This window comes from Olleya sp. YS (assembly GCF_029760915.1).
GTDB lineage: Bacteria > Bacteroidota > Bacteroidia > Flavobacteriales > Flavobacteriaceae > Olleya.
In genome coordinates this window covers 2,772,196-2,789,803 of record NZ_CP121685.1, presented here as the reverse complement: position 1 = coordinate 2,789,803, position 17,608 = coordinate 2,772,196, and the positions used below count along the sequence as shown (strand labels likewise).

The window sequence follows — 17,608 nt, the reverse complement described above, 5'->3', positions numbered from 1 at the left end:
AAGCTATATTTTTGAATCAGAAACAAGTCCATGAGTTATAAAAATTTTCCGATGGTGTCCAGAGTAATCTTTGGACGAGGTAGTTTTAATCAATTAAGCGAAATTATTGAGCCTAAACGATTAAATACTAATGCACCATTTATATTTTTTGTAGATGATATTTTTAAGGGTAATGCTTGGTTAACATCAAGAATACCTTTGTCTTATCAAGACAAAGTCATTTATGTTTCTGCCAAAGAAGAACCCAAAACCGAACAAATAGACCAATTAGTAGAAGACATTATTTTAACTTTTAAAGAACGTCCTTCAGGTATTATTGGAATTGGTGGTGGTTGTTTGTTAGATATTGCAAAAGCAGTGTCTATTATGTTAAATAATGATGGAGAAAGTAAAGACTATCAAGGTTGGGATTTAGTGAAAAATCCAGCTATCTATCATGTTGGGATACCAACTATTTCTGGAACAGGTGCAGAAGTATCCAGAACTACTATACTGACAGGACCAGAGCGCAAACTTGGTATTAATAGTGACTTTACACCTTTTGATCAAGTTATTTTAGATCCAGAATTAACTAAAGATGTTCCAAAAGACCAATGGTTTTATACAGGAATGGACTGTTATGTGCATTGTATAGAATCTTTAAACGGAACGTATCTTAATACCTTTAGTAAAACTTATGGAGAAAAAGCTTTAGAATTATGTAAAGACATTTTCTTAAATAATACATTATCAGTTGAAGAGTCTCAAGATAAATTAATGATGGCTAGTTGGCATGGTGGTATGAGTATTGCTTATTCTCAAGTAGGTGTATGCCATGCTTTAAGTTATGGTTTAAGCTACTTATTAGGTATAAAACATGGAATTGGTAATTGCATAGTATTTGATCATTTAGCAGATTATTATCCTGAAGGTGTTGCGTTATTCAAACAAATGAAAGACACCCACAACATCACCTTACCACAAGGTATTTGCGCAGATTTATCCGATAAAGATTTTGATGTCATGATAAAAGTAGCACTAAGTCTTGAACCACTTTGGGAAAATGCAATAGGTAAAAACTGGAAAAAATCGATTACTCCAGACACGCTAAAAGCTTTATACCAAAAAATGTAATATGCGTTGGCTAGCTAAACTTATTTATTTTAAAATTCTGGGTTGGAAGGTGGTAGGTAATACCAATTTCTCGAAGGATACCGTTAAAAAAGCGGTTATTATCTCAGCACCACACACTAGTAACTTAGATTTTATAATTGGTATTTTACTGCGTAAAGTAGTTGGAGTTAAGACCAATTTTATTGGTAAAAAAGAACTCTTCACTTGGCCTTTTGGTTACTATTTTAGAGCAGTAGGAGGAGTACCAGTAGACCGTAAAACAAAAGAAAATAAAGTACACACCATTTCAAAATTATTTGAAAACAAAGACGAATTTAGGCTAACTCTAGCACCAGAAGGAACTAGAAGTAAAGTAGACGAGTGGAGAACGGGTTTTTACTACATAGCAAAACAAGCCAATGTCCCAATAATCATGTTTACATTAGATTTTGGAAATAAGCAAAATAAAATTTCTAAACCTTTTTACCCTACAGATAATATCGAAGAAGATTTTAAATTTATGAAAGCTTTTTTTAAGGGTGTAAAAGGAAAAATTGCAAAAAATTCTTAATTTTTTTGGAATTTTTCAAAAAAAATGTAATATTGGTACGAGTTTTGAAATAAACTTTGTGTAGTAAATAATGAAACATAAAGTAAACTTTTTAAGTCCCTAAAAAGAAACATTTACCTACTACGACATACAAAAAGCGACTTTAATGTTATTTAAAGTCGCTTTTTTTTGTAATTGTTTGTTTTTAATTGTTGTGATGAATTTCTTCAGTTTCACATCCAAATAAACTTTTTTCTGTAATTAGTTTAGAGACTCCTTCAGGAAGCATTTGTTGCCAACCTTCTTCTCCAGAAGCAATCATTTTTAAAACTCTTCTAGAAAAGACATCTAATGTTTTCGGGTCATAATCTGTGATATCTACCACCTTACCATTGTATTTAAAAAACTTATAAAGTTCTTTCATTCTTGGATGTACTTTTAAGTTATCGCTAGTGGTCAGACTTCCATCTTCATCACGCATAGGATATAAGTAGACACGTAAGTCTTTAAAGAATAATTTTCCAAACGCTTCTAAAATTCCACCACTTAAATGTCTGTAATACTTTTCGTCAAAAATATCAACTAAGTTGTTAACTCCCATTGCTAATCCCATACGACTTTTAGTATATTGAGAGAAGTATTCTACTAATTTGTAATACTCTTGGAAATTAGAAATTAATACGGTTTGCCCTAAAGAGCATAGTAGTCTGGCACGATCCATAAAATCTTGCTCGTCTATTTCTCCTTCTGCTCTTAGATTAGATAAGGTAATTTCAAAAATAACTTGTGTTTTATCCTCATCCACTTTATTTTCCTTTATAAACATGTCCAAAGACTTTTGGTACATATCCATATTTACTTTGGTTACAGGTCTAAAACTACCACGTAATGCCAAAATATTCTTTTTATATAGGACTCTAGCAGGCAGAACGTTATTACCATCAGGTGCAAACATGACTGCATCAGTCATACCGTTTTTAACTAATTGTAAACTCATTAAACGGTTATCTACATCTTTAAAAACAGGACCAGAAAAGTTTATGGTATCAATTTCTAATTGATCTTTGTCTAAATGATCATATAAATAACGCAGTAATTTTCTAGGTTCGTTATACTTATAAAAAGCACCATAAATTAGGTTAGTACCTAGCATTCCTAGTGTTTCTTGTTGTAAACGCGCATCATTTTCTTTAAAACGTAAATGAAGTACTATCTCGTTATATTCTTTTTCTGTTGGATCTATTTGGTATTTGATGCCTACCCAACCATGACCTTTATATTTTTTTGCAAAATCTATAGTAGCAACAGTATTTGCAAAACTAAAAAACATCTTGTTAGGGTTTTTCTCCCTGTCAATACGCTCTTCAATAAGATTTATTTCATGAGAAAGCATTTTACGCAGACGTGCTTCTGTCACATAACGTCTATCGTTTTCAATACCATAAATGGCATCACTAAAATCCTTATCATAAGCAGACATAGCTTTTGCAATAGTACCAGAAGCACCACCAGCTCTAAAAAAATGACGAACCGTTTCTTGACCTGCTCCAATCTCTGCAAACGTCCCGTAAATGTTTTCGTTTAAGTTAATGCGAAGCGCTTTATCTTTTAGAGACGGAATGTTTTCAAATTCCTTGTCTCCTTTTAGCGTAATTTCCATATAAAAATCCCTATGATGTTAAGTTTTACAAAGGTATCAAATAACTATAGCAAACAAAAAAAATAACTTATTTTTGTGAGAAATCTTCAACTATTGAAAATCACATTTTTAGGCACAGGAACGTCTCAAGGTATTCCAGTTATTGGAAGCACACATCCTGTATGTTTAAGTAATAACCCAAAGGACAAGCGTTTACGTGTATCCATTATGGTCCAATGGGACGAAAATACGTTTGTAGTGGATTGTGGACCAGATTTTAGGCAGCAAATGTTACGTGCTAATCCAGATAAAATTGATGCTATCTTATTTACCCATGAGCACGCAGACCATACTGCAGGAATAGATGATATTAGACCCTTTTGTTTTAGACAAGGCGAATTACCTATCTATGCTCACCAGCGCGTTATAGAACAGCTTAAAATAAGATTTGAATATGTGTTTGCTACTAAAAATAGGTATCCTGGTGCACCTAAAGTAAAAATCAACCAAATTAAAAACGAAGTGTTTAACGTAAATGGAAAACAAATACTTCCTGTTGAAGGGTTGCATTACAAACTACCAGTATTTGGATTTAGATTTGATAAATTTGCTTATTTGACAGATATTAAAACTATAGACAAAGCTGAATTAGATAAACTTAAAGATTTAGACGTTTTAGTAATCAATGCCTTGAGAGAAGAAGCACATATTTCGCATTTAAATTTAGAAGAAGCTTTGGAACTGGTTAATATTATTAAGCCTAAACGTGCCTATTTTACACATATTAGTCACTTATTAGGATTTCATGATGACGTGCAGCAAAAGTTACCAGACAATGTTTTTTTGGCATATGACCAACTACAAATAACTATTTAAAAGGATATTAAAATGAAGAATAAAATTTTTATGTACCTGTTTATATTTACACTACTAATAGTGGTGTTTCAATATGTAAATTCTAAAAATATTTTAGACGATAGCATTAAGCGCATGGACACCCTTAAAACGCAAAACACAGCTCTTAAAGCACAAGTTGACGCTCAGAACTTAGAGTTAACAGACTTGTCATTATTTGATTTACGACACAACCAAATGGCTAAAGATTATTTTTATAATAAAAGCCTTGATAGCGACGCATTAATACCATTTATTCAAAACGAATTATACAAATTAAATGAAGTCGATGGAGAACACCCTTTAATCCCATATGCAGCTACAGAAGGGAAGAAAATGCAATTTAATACCATAAAAATGCTAAATCATAGATGGATTATTGCAGATTTTACCGATGGACAATTTGAAGGCGAACTGCTTATCAAATATTTTATTTCTTCAGATCAAAAAGTAGATTTTGAAGTGTTAGACTACTTGTTGTATACGAGATAATTTTGAGCTTGAAAAGTTATTAAATTTGGAGGTTACTTTTGAATCAATTTTTCTAATTTTCTAATCTCTTTATTGCTGTTAAATTTTATAAGCCAAATTTTAGGAATGTAGCTTTCAAAAAACATCCATTTATCAGATGCTAAATCTTCTTTTTTTAGTTTTTTTATTATCATTTTTAAATGATCCGTATTCCAAGCCCAAAAATTAATATTTCTTATTTCTGTTTTTAGCCATAAATCAAATTCAGTTAATTCTTCCCAAACTAAATCTTTTCTATAAGTGCAATTTACACACAGTAAATTCCATGTTTTTTCAATATTAGATATGTCAATAAAATGCTCAATTTCATCAGATGCATTTAAGTTTTTCGCTATTACTTTAGATTTACATTTTTTACATTTTAGTTCGATTATTTTAGGAAAATGCCTATGAGCATAGGTAATGTGTGTTTTTCCTCCATTTGTAATTGAGCTTATCATAATGTTTTACTTAAATCAAATTAACCCTTCTAACCAATCTCTAAACTCATAAAAATTTTGTGGTGCAACACCATGACCCACAGGAAACTCACTGTATTGGTGTTTGATATTTAAAGCTTCTAAAAATTTAGGTGCTTGTCTAGCCCAATCGACTGGAATCACCTGGTCGACTGTGCCATGAGAGCAATAAAAGCTTAAATGTTGGTAGGCTTCAGCATTTTTTACTTCAAATAAATCTTCATTTATATAACCGCTTAACGCAATTATATTTTTGACTTTTTCTGGATAACTTAATGCGACTGCGTAACTTAAAATAGTCCCTTGACTAAAACCTAAAAGCGTTACTTTATCCTTATTTACAGGATAATGGGCAACCGCTTGATCTATAAATGTGGCTATTAAATCTCTAGATTGTTTGGCTTGCTCGTTGTCGCTCCATTTCCCTTTTTCGGCATCAAAATTAATAGCGTACCAAGCATTTCCGTATGGTTGCATTGGGTAAGGCGCTCTTACTGAAATAATAAACAGTTCCTCTGGTAACTCTTGTGCAAAACTAAATAAATCATTCTCATCACTTCCATAACCATGAAAGAGGAGTAGTAAAGGTGCATGTTCTGATAAAGACGACGGTCTGGTGATGTGGTGTAAATCAAATTGTTCCATTATTGTCCTAATCCTTTAAATAGTTTTTGAAATAGTGGTCCAATAAAGGGGATAGGTTTCATAGACCCATTTATAGCTGTCATCACGCCTAAAAACAATAAAGATCCCATGCTTATCCAAAACGCAATAGAAATTTGCATATTATCAAACTGACTAACAAAATAGCCAATAATCATCCATAATAAACACAACCCTAACCCTTGTCTGTTATGAAAGGTGGTAAACTCGTTTTTCTTTTCGCCATTCATAATTATAGCTATAATACTACCAATAATGGTGAGGTAACTGATTACAGCTAACGATTTTCCTTCTTCTATAGTTTGTTGATTCATAGGTTATAGTACAGTTTTGTTATTGGCAATGATTCCGTAGACTGTTCCTTTTAATTCTTGACCTAAAAAAGCACTATTCTTAGATTTTGAAAGTATATTAGTTTCCGAGAAAGCATATTTAGTATTTGGATTAAACAACGTTAAGTTGGCTATTTCTCCTTCGTTAATTGTTGTTTGGTCTTGACCAAATCTAGATTTTCCTTTAGTTAATAATTGTATGGTTTTTTTAGTAGAAAATAAGTTGTTTAACGCTCCAAAAGCACTTTCTAAGCCAATGGTACCATAAGCTGCATGGTCAAATTCTACATTTTTATCTTCAATGGTTAATGGGTTATGGTCACTAGTTACCATGTCAATAGTTCCGTCTTTTAGTCCTTCAATTAATGCATCAATATCGGTTTGAGTTCTTAACGGAGGATTGACCTTATAATTGGTGTCAAACTGCTCTAAAACACTATCTGCTAAACATAAATTATGAATCGCTACACTACAAGATACGTCTAATTTTTTAGCTTTGGCTTGTCTAATTAAATCAACACTTTCTGCAGTAGAAATGGTAGGAATATGAAGCTTTCCACCTGCATATTCTAATAAAAACAAATCCCTTGCAACTTGCATGGCTTCGGCTAAATTTGGACTTCCTTTAAGTCCTAAGGAAGTACTAATAAACTCTTCGTTAACCATTCCTTTACCTGCAATTTGTGTGTCTAAAGGAAAAGAACACACCAAACCACCAAAATTACTAGCGTATTGCAACGCAATTTTAAGCAAATTAGGATTTTTTATAGGTTTTTTGTAGTCTGAAAATGCGACTGCTCCTGCGTTTTTCATATCAAAAAGCTCAGCTAGATCAACACTTTCGCTGTTTTTTGTTAAAGCACCAACAGGTAATAAGTTAACTGCATGGTTTTGTGCTTTTGATAATAAAAAAGCAACATCTGCATTACTATCTATTATTGGACTAGTATTGGCTTGTAATGCAACACTTGTAAACCCTGATTTTGCAGCAGTTTTTAAACCGTTTTCAATAGTTTCTCGGTCTTCAAATCCAGGTTCTCCAAAACATACACTACTATCAAACCAACCTTGAGAAAGGTGTAGATTTTCTAAGTCGATTGTTTTGGAATTGTTAGTGTTTTTAATGCTTTTAGCAATTTTGCTAATTTTACCTTTTTCAATTAATAGATCACAAGTTTGATTATGAAACTTACTGGATGGATCAATGATGGTTGCGGTTTTTATTAAGACGTTCATTTAAAATATTTTAAGATGAGCATTTCTATAATCAATAAAACTAGTGCTAAAATTACAAACCATTTCCATAACTCGTTAACTTTAGCATCGTTTTTTATATTGTCAAATACAGTGGTAATGGAATTACTAACTGTTGCAGACTCTAAATTATCAAGGTTGATGTAGGTTAAATTACTTTCGTCTCTGTTGTAATTATAGCTAATGTTTTGTATAATTTCTGTGTTGTTTTTTAAATCGTAGATACCTGATTTTTCTGGTGTTTCGTTGGTTTTAATAACTACTTTATTATTAAAATAATTCTGTTCAGGAATTATCTTATCCTCACCATTCACTAAAGTAAGCACAGCATCTTGTTGTAAATTAACTGCAACGTCATAGCTGTTATTTTGCCCAATTGTGTAGTATAATGTGGACGTATTCAAACTCTGCTTTGCAATGTTATAAAAAGTAGGAACTATTAAATTGATATTTTTAAAATTTGAGTTTTGGTCGTTTAAAGCAGCAGAAAACACATATACAGAACCTTTTTGCGATAAAAATGGTTTAGAGTCTTCAAATTGTAATACGCTAGAGGCTTGATTATTAATTTGCGGATAATAGCTATTCACTTTTGGATATTGGAAGTTATTCACACGTTTTTCAAACACACCATTTGCGTATAATGGATGCGAATAGTTAATGGTTGTGATGCGCTTTTCTGAAGTGACTAAATTGCTAAAAGGAGAAAACCCATTGCGTTGTAAAAAGGTGTTATAGTTTGATACATTTCCTTTAGAGGAAGGAATAAAAACAACAGCTCCACCTTTGTCTATAAAGGCTTTTAAAGCAGTAGTCAGGTTTTCAGGCAAGGTTTCAATTTCATTAACCACAATAATATTTTGTGTATCAAATAAACTATAATCTAATGTGCTGGTTGATTTTGATGTAAAATTAAATTCATCTTCACTAAAAATTCGACTTAAATAATCTGCATTGACATCACTAATTGCTAACACATTAATTTTTGAAGGCGTATTGATATTAAAATACAAGGTGTTATCAAATTGTAATTGTGTGTCTTCAATGGTTACTTTTCCTTTAATAATTTGATTGTTAGGAAGCGTAAAAATAGTACTGGTTTCTCCGCTTAAATTTACAGACGCTTTAGATAATAAGTTGTTATTATTATAAATGGAAACAGGCAAGTTTTTAATTTCTGAGCCATCATTTTTTAAAATAACTGTAAGTTCTAAGTTACTAGCATTTTGTTTAGAAATGTATAAACTATCAATAGATGTATTAGTTTTATTTATAGGATTTAGCTTAACTAAATTTAAAGTAATACTTGAATCTTTTTTTATTTTTAAATCATCTGTATTTTGTTGAAAATCGGATATAAATATCAAATTTTTAATGGTATTGCTACCAATAGAAAATGCTTTTTTAGCTTTAAGTAAAGCAGCATCATAGGTTAATTGGTTAGACGAATAGTTGAGTTGCAACAATTCGTTTTTAATGGCTTTAATAGTTGTGTTTCTATAATTCTCAGTATTGGTAATAAGTGATAGTTTTTCGGTATCTGGTATGTTGTTAATTAAATCTTGAATTGCACGTTTTAGTAATTCACCTTTATCGCCTTTAGCTTGCATACTAAAAGAGTTGTCAAGGTAAATTACCGTTTCTTTTTCTACATTAAACGTTTCTGATTTAGAAATGTAAGGTTGTGCAAACGCAATAATAATAGCAGCTAATAGTAATAACCTAGTTAATAGGGTTAACCATTTTTTTATAGTCGAGCTTTTTCTGGTTTGTAATTGTACTTTCTTTAAAAAGGCAACATTAGTAAAATATTCCTTCTGGAATTTTCTAAGTTGAAATAAATGAACAATAATGGGAATAAGCAGTAAGAAAAGCGCGTAAAGAAGTTCTGGGTTTTTAAACTGCATTAAATTTAAAGTTTGTCAAAGATAATAATTGCTTTTATATAATTGCTATCTGCAAATTAACATTTTAACAAAATCTTAGTGTATTGATTCTGTAACAAATTTTACATTTGAACGTCTTTTAACTAAGACCATTAACAAAATAACATACAATGAAAAAACTTTTATTAACAACTATTGCAGCAGGACTTTTATTAGTGGGTTGTGGTGGAACAAAAACTACGGACAAATTAGCGTCTCAAACTCCAATTGCAACAACTATAGATTTATCTAAAGTTGTTAACGACAAAGCTCCTGTAACTATCAATCCAGGACGTTTTACAGAAGAAACAGTAACTTACAGATTACCAAGAGTAGTACAAGGAACCTACTCTGTAAGCGACTTTGGTAAATATATAGACGATTTTAAAGCATTTGATTATAAAGGAAACGAATTAGCAACTAATAAAGTTGATACTAATACGTGGGCCATTTCTAATGCTACAGAATTAGACTACATTACCTACAATGCTAATGATACTTTTGATCAAGAAGCAAATTCTGGTGGTGGAATAGGTGGAGAGGTTCCTTTTTCTCCTGCAGGAACAAATATAGAGTCAACCAACTACGTGTTAAATTTACATGGTTTTATTGGGTATTTTGATAATTTAAAAGACAGTCAATATAGTTTAGATGTGACTGCTCCAGCAAGTTTCAAGCGTACTTCTGCACTGCAAGAAACAGGTAAAACAACTAGTAAAGACGGTCAGTTGGTAACTTCAAGTTATTTTGCTCCACGTTACTTTGATATTACAGATAACCCAATGTTTTATGGTGATTTGGATGTTGAAGAGTTTCAAGTTGGTGATATCAAAATAGTATTAAGTGTCTATTCTCCAAACAAAGTACATAGTGCAGCACAAATTAAATCTGTTATGGAAAAAATGATGCAAGCACAAAAAACCTACTTAGGAGACATTAATAGCACACCTAGATATGACATTTATTTATACTTATCTGAAGGTAAACCAGAATCACCAAAAGGATTTGGAGCTTTAGAGCATCACACATCAACAGTTGTTGTTTTAAGCGAAAGTATGCCTTTTGAAGCTTTAGCTGAAAGTATGATAGATGTGGTGTCGCATGAGTTTTTTCATATTGTAACACCTTTAAGTGTACACTCAGAAGACGTGCATTATTTTGATTACAACCAGCCAACATTTTCTAAGCATTTATGGATGTACGAAGGTGTAACTGAGTATTTTGCAACCTTATTTCAGGTAGATCAAGGTTTGATTGATGAAGAAGAATTTTATGGTGATATTTTAAGTAAAATTCAAACAGCTTCTAACATGAACGACAGTATGAGTTTTACAGAAATGAGTGAAAATGTGTTAGATGATCCTTATGCACCACAATACTACAATGTTTATATGAAAGGTGCTTTAATCGGAATGTGTATTGACATACTTATGCGCGAAGAGAGTAATGGTAACCGTGGAATTTTATCTTTAATGAAAGAATTATCTAATAAATACGGTAAGAACAAACCTTTTGAAGATGATAAGTTAATTGAAGAAATTACTGCAATGACCTATCCAAGTGTTGGTGAATTTTTAAACACGCATGTTGTTGGAGGTACACCGATTGACTATTCTAAATTTTTTGAAAAAGTTGGATTAACTATGGATAGTGGTCGCGTAAAAACCAACTATATACAAAACGATGGTGTATTGATTTTTGCACCAAACAGAGAGACAATGACAATACCATTTAGCGAAGCAGTAAAAGACAATAGTTTTTGGGCAGACAATGGTGTGTTACCAGGTGATGTGATTAAATCTGTAGATGGTAAAGAATTAAACTTAAGTACAGCACAACAAATTTTAACAAGTATGTATATGTGGCAGCCTGGAACTGATATTAATGTTGTTTTAGATAGAGATGGACAAGAAATTGTTATTAAAACAAAAACTACGCAATCTTATACCACAGGAAACAAATTAGCGGAAGATCCAAATGCAACTCAAACACAAAAAGCAACAAGACAAGCTTGGCTTAAAGGATAATTAATTAAAAAATAGTTTGGCATGGTAGTTGAAATGTTTAAATTAGTGATTATTTACAACACGTTGTAAATTTTTAAAACTAATAAACTAAAAAATATATAACAATGAAAAAATTAATTCTTATTGCATTTACTTTATTTTTAGGTGCAAATTCCTTAATCGCTCAAGAGTCTAATAAGCTTGAGGATGCTAATTACGTAATTTTATTAGATAGCAAAGTGTTTCATTACACAGTAGATGGTGTAACACCTTTAAAAGCAGATTTGAAGCTTAATAATGAAACTGTAGTAAAAACAGATGGTACTTATGTAACTAAGGATGGTAAGTCTATGATGTTAAAAGATGGACAATGCTTAGGGATGAGTGGTACTTTGTATAAAGACCAAGAAACCTTAACTAAAAAGTTAATAAAACACATGAGGAAATCCTGATGTAAACACTAAACATATAAAAGCCTAATTGAAAGATTAGGCTTTTTTTATTTTGCTATGGTAAATTGAAACGTGCTGCCTTTACCAATTTCAGATTTTAATGAAATAGTACCTCCAAGTTTTTTCACTAAACTTTTTACGGTAAATAACCCAATACCTGTTCCTTTATTACCCTTAGCGTCTATTTGATTATTGTTGTTAAATAATTTAAACACCTCGTTTTGCTGCTCTTTAGCAATACCATTACCATTATCTGTAACCTTAAATAGGTAATAATCCGCATTTTCTGAAAAAGCTAAAATAACTTTAGGACTAGGTTTATTATTATATTTTAAAGCGTTATCTACTAAGTTTAACAATACTTGTGTGGCTGCAGCTTTGTTTATAAATGCATTATGTTGTACATTTTCAATCTGTAAATGCTCAGTATCTAACAAATGTATACGTTGCACATCTTCAAATAATTTTTGAATACTTATGTTTTCTTTATCTGCATTTAAAAGTTCATTAGCCTTATAATGAATTAAGATTCCGTCTATGTAATTTTTCAAAGATTCGGCAGATTCTTCAATAAAATTAATGTATTCAACAGATTCTTCAGTAAAACTATTTCCTTCTTCTTCTTTTAAAAAATTGGTTAACGAAATAATATTGGCTAAAGGCGATTTCAAATCATGCGAGACATGACTAGCAAACTTATTAAGCTCAGTATTTCTATCTGTTAATTCTTGTTTAGTTTCATCTAATAACCTGTTATTCAGTCTTAAATCAAACAAATTCATAACTTGTTTTGCAATAGTTACTAATGCTTTTTTTTGTAAATCGGTAAGTTGTCTAGGTTCGTGATCGTAAATACACAAAGTGCCTAAAGCTAATCCTTCTTCATTTCTTAAAGGTACACCAGCATAAAAAATGGCTTTAAAACCTTCTACCAAAGGGTTGTCATGGAATCGCTTGTCTTTTCTAGAATCTTCAACAATAAAAATATCATCATCCTGTAAAATGGCATGTCCACAAAATGAAATATCTCTTGGTGATTCTTGTATGTCTACACCATGATGTGACTTTAAAAAATTACGTTCTGTATCTAATAAAGTAATTAATGAGATCGGAACATTACAAATGGTAGCGACTAAGCTAGTAATATTATCAAAATCACTCTCTGGAAGTGTGTCAAGTAATTTATATTCTTTAACGCATGAGATACGCTCATGCTCGTTCTTAGGGAATTCAGGCTTGATCATTTAGTAAGCTTCATTTACGTTGTACACACAAACGAAAATACTGATAATTAGTTATATTTCGTTAAAACTTTTCAAAAACACCTAATCCAAACAACGCAAAGTCATATTTAACTGGATCATTTGGGTCTAATTGTCTTAATGATTGGTCTAATTCTGCTAATGCTTTTCCATCGTTTTGTTTACGCTTAAGAAGTCCTAATTTTCTAGCGACATTTCCAGAATGCACATCTAAAGGACATGAGAGTTGAGCAGGAGAGAGGCTAGTCCAAATACCTAAGTCCACATTAGTGTTATTGGGTCTAACCATCCAACGTAAAAACATATTAATACGTTTAGCAGCACTATTTTTTAAGGGATCACTAATGTGTTTTTGTGTACGTTGTAAATGGTCTATCTGAAAAAAAATAGATTTAAAATAATGAATAGACGCTTGTAAGCTATCCTTTTGCGCGTGTTTAGCAAATACAGCTTCTAAACCGTCATGGTTAGAATAAATGTGCTGTAATCCTTTTATAAAAGTTATAAAATCTATACCGTTAAAGGTACGATGTACAAAAGATTCTAATTTTTCTAAGTCAGACTCTTGATGATGCATTACAAAGTCGTAAGGACTATTGTCTAATAATTGCATCATTTTATGTGCATTATTGATAATGCTTTTTCGGTTTCCCCAAGCAATAGTAGCACTTAAAAAACCTGCAATTTCTATATCTTCCTTTTTAGTGTATAAATGTGGAATTTGAATAGGATCACTATCAATAAACTTTGGTGTGTTGTAAAGTATTACCTTTTGGTCTAGAAAATCTTTAAGGTCTTTTTTAGTCATTATTTTAAAGCTTGTTCCATAAATAAAACCGCTGGAATCATTAATACACCATTATAACATCCATGTAATAATATAGAATACACTAATCCTAATCGGACGCGAACATACCCAAAAACCAAGCCTATTATAATTTGAGGCGCTACAAATAATGGAGATAATACAAGTATTTTAGTTGTAATTTCAAAATTAAAAAGATGCACATACCCAAATACTATAGCTAAAACGTAAAATCCTAGTTTAAAGTACTTCTTACTAAAAAGGGTTAATGGTCCTCTAAAAATAAATTCTTCTATAATAGGAGCTAGTATTACTGCTGTTAGTAAAATGTAGACTGGAGATTCCTCCTCCATTAATTTGTTTATAGCGTGTGAGTCAGAATTATAAACGCCCAAAACTTCCATAATACTTATTAGTAGTCCAAAACTAAGACCTAAGCCAATGCAAATGGGAATACAAGCAAAAACAATACTTAATTTTTGCTGTACAGTTGTGTGTTTTAATTGTTTTAAACGTGGATTTTTAACGTAATCTAAGATGGAATAAAATAATGCTTTCATGTGTTACACTATTTTACCATCTATCATTGTTAATTTTAGGTCAGCAAGATTAGCTAATTCTTCATTGTGCGTTACAATAACAAAGGTTTGTCCAAATTGATCACGCAATTTAAAGAATAGGTTGTGTAGGTTTTCTGCACTTTCGCTATCTAGATTTCCAGAAGGTTCATCTGCAAAAATTAATTCTGGATTATTAACTAAAGCACGTGCTACAGCAACGCGTTGCTGCTCACCACCAGATAACTCGCTAGGTTTGTGGTTGTATCTCTGCGATAAGCCTAAAAAGTCTAATAGTTCTTTTGCTCGTGTTTCGGCTTCAGTTTTAGAAGTCCCTTTGATAAAAGCAGGAATGCACACATTCTCCAAAGCTGTAAATTCTGGTAGTAATTGGTGAAACTGAAATATAAATCCGATATGCGTATTTCTAAATTGTGCTAATTGCTTTTCGGTTAAACTTGTAACTGGAGTACCGTTTATAATTAACTGACTTTCGGTTTTATTTTCAATAAAATCTAAGGTTCCTAATATTTGAAGTAAAGTTGTTTTTCCTGCACCAGAGGCGCCTACAATAGATACTATTTCACCTTTTTTGATATGAACATCTACACCTTTTAAAACATGTAAATCGCCATAATATTTATGAATATTTTTTGCTTGAATCATAGATTGATTTTAAAGCTATGAAATTACTACTTTAAGCTATTAATAACAATTTATGAGGTTTTCTTTTTTAGGACATTTTTTAAATCGTTGTAATCTATAAAGTATACTAACCTTAAAGAAAACGTATTGCGTTGTTCTTGCTTAAACAAATCGTCCATACTGTCGAAAAATCCAGCTTCAGAGTTATTAGAAAAATTAAAAATTTGATTTCTGTATAAAGCAGTTAATTGACTTCCAGGTGCAAATTGCCACGTGTAACTTAAATCTAAATTCCATGTATTAAAATTGATATCTGGATCAAAATTTGGGTCACCATTTACTGTGCTTTTTGTATAAATTTCAGATTCTCTTAAGTAACCATTGTCTTGTAAAACATACAGGTTGTCATCGTAAGTTACTGTACTTAAGTAGTTTCTAAAACTTAAGGTTAATGCATTAAATGGATTAAAGTTATAACTTCCAGAAATGCTTGCTTCTATATCTATACGATCACGTTGTCCAAAAATGATTCTATCATCAATATCTTGTCCATTGACATAACCTCTGTCTGCCGAGTAATTATCATAATCAAATCCTAATACTAACAAGAAATTTTCATTGAATTTAAATCTTGGATTTAATCCAAACCACCAGTTGTTAAAGTTTTTTCTATCGTCGTCTAAAAACTGACCATATCCAAAATTAGCATCTAATGCAAAAAATAAGTTATAATTACTAGACATCCATATATTAGATTGTGCATAATCTTCAGTTATAAAAAAGCTATCAAATCCGTTTCTAGGTTCAAAATAATCATACTGCTTTCCGTAGTTCCAATTTGCATTTATACCAAAATTGTGTAACTTTTTACTTTGTGCATTAAAATTAAATCCAACATTTCCACCAGTATATGTATTAGGGTTAGCTAATTGTCTATAGTTTATCCAACTACCAATGTACATTTGGTTAAAGAGCTTACTAGGCTCAAAAATACGGTAGCTAACATCCGCACCAAAATTGCTGTAGTTGTTTCTAAATAAGATACCTAAATCGTTAATATCATAATTTTCATCTGCATAACTATAGTCTACACTGTATCTAAATTTACCACTTGCTTTTCCAACTCTAAAAAAGGCATTATATCCATTTTCTTTGTTAGGGACGTCGTTAAACGTGCTCATTTTTACTTGACCAATTGCACCATATGTATTTTTTTTATTTAGTACATCCAATAATAATCCTGTAACATTGGCATCTCTAAAATCTCCATTTCTTGTAACATTTGTGTTTATTAGTGTTACTGACGAGTTTTTGTTAAACTGTTGGTCTAAAACCATAATGTTATAGTTAGCCAAAGGTTCTACAACTTGTTTACGTCTTTCTCCAGTGTCATTATTAGTAATGGCTACTTCTGTTTTATCTGTAATGGCATTAAAAAAACCAATCCCTAATCCTTTTTTAGTACGACCAGATACTTTTACAGCATTAAGTAGTTGTACTTTCTCTGGAAACTCTTCAATAGACTCGTTACTATTTAAGTTAACACGTCCAGATGGTCTATCACCAATACGTCTTGAGTAGAATAGATTTCCTTTACTAAACAAATCAACACCTTCAGTAAAAAACTGTCGTTGTTCAGCAAATTGTTGTTCAAAAGGACCTAGATTTAATTCGACATTATCAAAACCAGCTTGACTAAAATCAGGTATTAAAGTCGCATCCAACGTAATGTTTTCAGTAATACCATATTTAATATCTAAACCTGCTGCTAAATCGGTATCTGTTTCACCATCAAACGTACTGACTAATCCTGAAGCATATGGAAAAAAGCTTAATCTGGTTGGAGGTGTTATGTTTTTTATGCCTTTTAATTCTGCATTATATAATCCAATGTTACCCTTGGTCACATCAATAGCATTCCATGTCATTTGCTCGCGCGTTTTTCTGTAATGTCTATGAAATTGAATGCCCCAAGTTGGATCCTCTTGTTGTGTAAAACGAAGGGAACGATACGGGATTTTAATCTCGACAATCCATCCGTCATCAACAATGTTAACGCTGCTTTCCCAAACTGCATTCCACCCAAAATCTTCACCAATATTAGGGCTTTCCACAGCATCTGCTTGTGTGCCAGAACTAAATACAAAAAATTCTGTATTGTTTTGTGCGTCATTATTTGGATTAAAAATAACTGCAAAAAAATCGGATTGCCCAAAATTATCACGTTGTGTAAATTGACGCATGATATCTTCAGGATCATCATAACAATATGCTGCTACGTAAATACCAGAATCATCATATGTCATTCTAACCTTTGTTTTTTTATGTTCTGCTGCAGTATCACCAACATCAGGTCTAAACTCGGTAAAGTCTGTAGCCACTTGCGCATCAATCCAAGCTTTATCGTCTAGAACGCCATCAATTTTTGGAGGCGAATCCGTACGTTCTATTTGATATGTTTTTTTGTCTTGTGCTTTTATTTGAAAAGAAATAACTAAAGCGAAGAATAAAACTAGATAAGTTTTCATTTGGTTTTTTTGATT

Annotated in this window: 17 protein-coding genes; 6 read left to right on the top strand and 11 right to left on the bottom strand. The window is 31.6% G+C overall.

The annotated features are described in order from the left end of the window. Positions 1-30: 30 nt before the first annotated feature. Both Ollyesu_RS12720 and Ollyesu_RS12715 read left to right on the top strand, forming a co-directional pair. Positions 31-1,113, top strand: coding sequence for an iron-containing alcohol dehydrogenase family protein (locus Ollyesu_RS12720; RefSeq protein ID WP_279301602.1), 1,083 nt, complete (start codon positions 31-33; stop codon positions 1,111-1,113). A 1-nt stretch (position 1,114) separates the two neighbouring features. After that, complete coding sequence (locus Ollyesu_RS12715) at positions 1,115-1,663, top strand: 1-acyl-sn-glycerol-3-phosphate acyltransferase (protein ID WP_279301601.1); 549 nt, start codon at positions 1,115-1,117, stop codon at positions 1,661-1,663. A 184-nt stretch (positions 1,664-1,847) separates the two neighbouring features. On the opposite strand, the gene Ollyesu_RS12710 is transcribed toward Ollyesu_RS12715, so the two are convergent. Then, on the bottom strand, positions 1,848-3,302 hold the full coding sequence (locus Ollyesu_RS12710) for a TonB-dependent receptor (RefSeq protein WP_279301600.1): 1,455 nt from the start codon (positions 3,300-3,302) through the stop codon (positions 1,848-1,850). 93 nt (positions 3,303-3,395) lie between these two features. Between Ollyesu_RS12710 and Ollyesu_RS12705 the strand changes: the two genes are divergently transcribed. Further along, a complete protein-coding gene (locus Ollyesu_RS12705; protein WP_279301599.1) occupies positions 3,396-4,157 on the top strand; it encodes an MBL fold metallo-hydrolase in 762 nt (253 codons plus the stop codon). A 12-nt stretch (positions 4,158-4,169) separates the two neighbouring features. Continuing rightward, positions 4,170-4,667, top strand: coding sequence for a hydrolase (locus Ollyesu_RS12700; protein WP_279301598.1), 498 nt, complete (start codon positions 4,170-4,172; stop codon positions 4,665-4,667). Positions 4,668-4,699: 32 nt separating this feature from the next. Here the strand turns inward: Ollyesu_RS12700 and Ollyesu_RS12695 are convergent, their stop codons facing one another. From Ollyesu_RS12695 to Ollyesu_RS12675, 5 genes are read right to left on the bottom strand one after another with little or no spacing between them, the layout of a single operon-like run. After that, positions 4,700-5,146, bottom strand: coding sequence for a hypothetical protein (locus Ollyesu_RS12695; protein ID WP_279301597.1), 447 nt, complete (start codon positions 5,144-5,146; stop codon positions 4,700-4,702). A gap of 15 nt (positions 5,147-5,161) precedes the next feature. After that, entirely contained in the window at positions 5,162-5,809 is a 648-nt protein-coding gene (locus Ollyesu_RS12690; protein WP_279301596.1) for an alpha/beta fold hydrolase, read from the bottom strand. Next, positions 5,809-6,141 carry a hypothetical protein gene (locus tag Ollyesu_RS12685; protein WP_279301595.1) on the bottom strand — a complete coding sequence of 111 codons (333 nt, stop codon included), beginning with the start codon at positions 6,139-6,141 and terminating at the stop codon, positions 5,809-5,811. Before Ollyesu_RS12685 ends, Ollyesu_RS12690 begins: the two co-directional genes overlap by 1 nt. Positions 6,142-6,144: 3 nt before the next feature. Further along, positions 6,145-7,395 (bottom strand): dihydroorotase, encoded by a 1,251-nt coding sequence (locus Ollyesu_RS12680; protein WP_279301594.1) that lies wholly within the window; start codon positions 7,393-7,395, stop codon positions 6,145-6,147. Next, a complete protein-coding gene (locus Ollyesu_RS12675; RefSeq protein ID WP_279301593.1) occupies positions 7,392-9,320 on the bottom strand; it encodes a BatA and WFA domain-containing protein in 1,929 nt (642 codons plus the stop codon). The genes Ollyesu_RS12680 and Ollyesu_RS12675 overlap by 4 nt, the downstream gene beginning before the upstream one ends. A gap of 149 nt (positions 9,321-9,469) precedes the next feature. Here Ollyesu_RS12675 and Ollyesu_RS12670 point away from each other — a divergent pair, with 149 nt between their 5' ends. Together Ollyesu_RS12670 and Ollyesu_RS12665 are read left to right on the top strand one after the other, a co-directional pair. Continuing rightward, positions 9,470-11,365, top strand: coding sequence for a peptidase M61 (locus Ollyesu_RS12670; RefSeq protein WP_279301592.1), 1,896 nt, complete (start codon positions 9,470-9,472; stop codon positions 11,363-11,365). Positions 11,366-11,469: 104 nt separating this feature from the next. Beyond that, on the top strand, positions 11,470-11,796 hold the full coding sequence (locus tag Ollyesu_RS12665; RefSeq protein WP_279301591.1) for a DUF6799 domain-containing protein: 327 nt from the start codon (positions 11,470-11,472) through the stop codon (positions 11,794-11,796). Between the two features lie 47 nt (positions 11,797-11,843). On the opposite strand, the gene Ollyesu_RS12660 is transcribed toward Ollyesu_RS12665, so the two are convergent. The 5 genes from Ollyesu_RS12660 to Ollyesu_RS12640 form a co-directional block, all read right to left on the bottom strand. Then, complete coding sequence (locus tag Ollyesu_RS12660) at positions 11,844-13,040, bottom strand: GAF domain-containing sensor histidine kinase (RefSeq protein ID WP_279301590.1); 1,197 nt, start codon at positions 13,038-13,040, stop codon at positions 11,844-11,846. 61 nt (positions 13,041-13,101) lie between these two features. Then, entirely contained in the window at positions 13,102-13,866 is a 765-nt protein-coding gene (locus Ollyesu_RS12655; RefSeq protein ID WP_279301589.1) for a TIGR02757 family protein, read from the bottom strand. Beyond that, entirely contained in the window at positions 13,866-14,423 is a 558-nt protein-coding gene (locus Ollyesu_RS12650) for a CPBP family intramembrane metalloprotease (protein ID WP_279301588.1), read from the bottom strand. Before Ollyesu_RS12650 ends, Ollyesu_RS12655 begins: the two co-directional genes overlap by 1 nt. Positions 14,424-14,426: 3 nt before the next feature. Beyond that, a complete protein-coding gene (locus Ollyesu_RS12645) occupies positions 14,427-15,086 on the bottom strand; it encodes an ABC transporter ATP-binding protein (protein ID WP_279301587.1) in 660 nt (219 codons plus the stop codon). A 50-nt stretch (positions 15,087-15,136) separates the two neighbouring features. Further along, a complete protein-coding gene (locus Ollyesu_RS12640) occupies positions 15,137-17,593 on the bottom strand; it encodes a DUF5916 domain-containing protein (protein ID WP_279301586.1) in 2,457 nt (818 codons plus the stop codon). Positions 17,594-17,608 lie beyond the last annotated feature (15 nt).

Bases quoted from the DNA above. Each gene is read 5' to 3' on its own strand.
- Ollyesu_RS12710 (WP_279301600.1), bottom strand. From the start codon at position 3,302: ATGGAAATTACGCTAAAAGGAGACAAGGAATTTGAAAACATTCCGTCT.
- Ollyesu_RS12690 (WP_279301596.1), bottom strand. From the start codon at position 5,809: ATGGAACAATTTGATTTACACCACATCACCAGACCGTCGTCTTTATCA.
- Ollyesu_RS12640 (WP_279301586.1), bottom strand. From the start codon at position 17,593: ATGAAAACTTATCTAGTTTTATTCTTCGCTTTAGTTATTTCTTTTCAA.
- Ollyesu_RS12695 (WP_279301597.1), bottom strand. From the start codon at position 5,146: ATGATAAGCTCAATTACAAATGGAGGAAAAACACACATTACCTATGCT.
- Ollyesu_RS12715 (WP_279301601.1), top strand. From the start codon at position 1,115: ATGCGTTGGCTAGCTAAACTTATTTATTTTAAAATTCTGGGTTGGAAG.
- Ollyesu_RS12700 (WP_279301598.1), top strand. From the start codon at position 4,170: ATGAAGAATAAAATTTTTATGTACCTGTTTATATTTACACTACTAATA.
- Ollyesu_RS12655 (WP_279301589.1), bottom strand. From the start codon at position 13,866: ATGACTAAAAAAGACCTTAAAGATTTTCTAGACCAAAAGGTAATACTT.
- Ollyesu_RS12670 (WP_279301592.1), top strand. From the start codon at position 9,470: ATGAAAAAACTTTTATTAACAACTATTGCAGCAGGACTTTTATTAGTG.
- Ollyesu_RS12645 (WP_279301587.1), bottom strand. From the start codon at position 15,086: ATGATTCAAGCAAAAAATATTCATAAATATTATGGCGATTTACATGTT.
- Ollyesu_RS12720 (WP_279301602.1), top strand. From the start codon at position 31: ATGAGTTATAAAAATTTTCCGATGGTGTCCAGAGTAATCTTTGGACGA.
- Ollyesu_RS12680 (WP_279301594.1), bottom strand. From the start codon at position 7,395: ATGAACGTCTTAATAAAAACCGCAACCATCATTGATCCATCCAGTAAG.
- Ollyesu_RS12675 (WP_279301593.1), bottom strand. From the start codon at position 9,320: ATGCAGTTTAAAAACCCAGAACTTCTTTACGCGCTTTTCTTACTGCTT.
- Ollyesu_RS12650 (WP_279301588.1), bottom strand. From the start codon at position 14,423: ATGAAAGCATTATTTTATTCCATCTTAGATTACGTTAAAAATCCACGT.
- Ollyesu_RS12665 (WP_279301591.1), top strand. From the start codon at position 11,470: ATGAAAAAATTAATTCTTATTGCATTTACTTTATTTTTAGGTGCAAAT.
- Ollyesu_RS12660 (WP_279301590.1), bottom strand. From the start codon at position 13,040: ATGATCAAGCCTGAATTCCCTAAGAACGAGCATGAGCGTATCTCATGC.
- Ollyesu_RS12685 (WP_279301595.1), bottom strand. From the start codon at position 6,141: ATGAATCAACAAACTATAGAAGAAGGAAAATCGTTAGCTGTAATCAGT.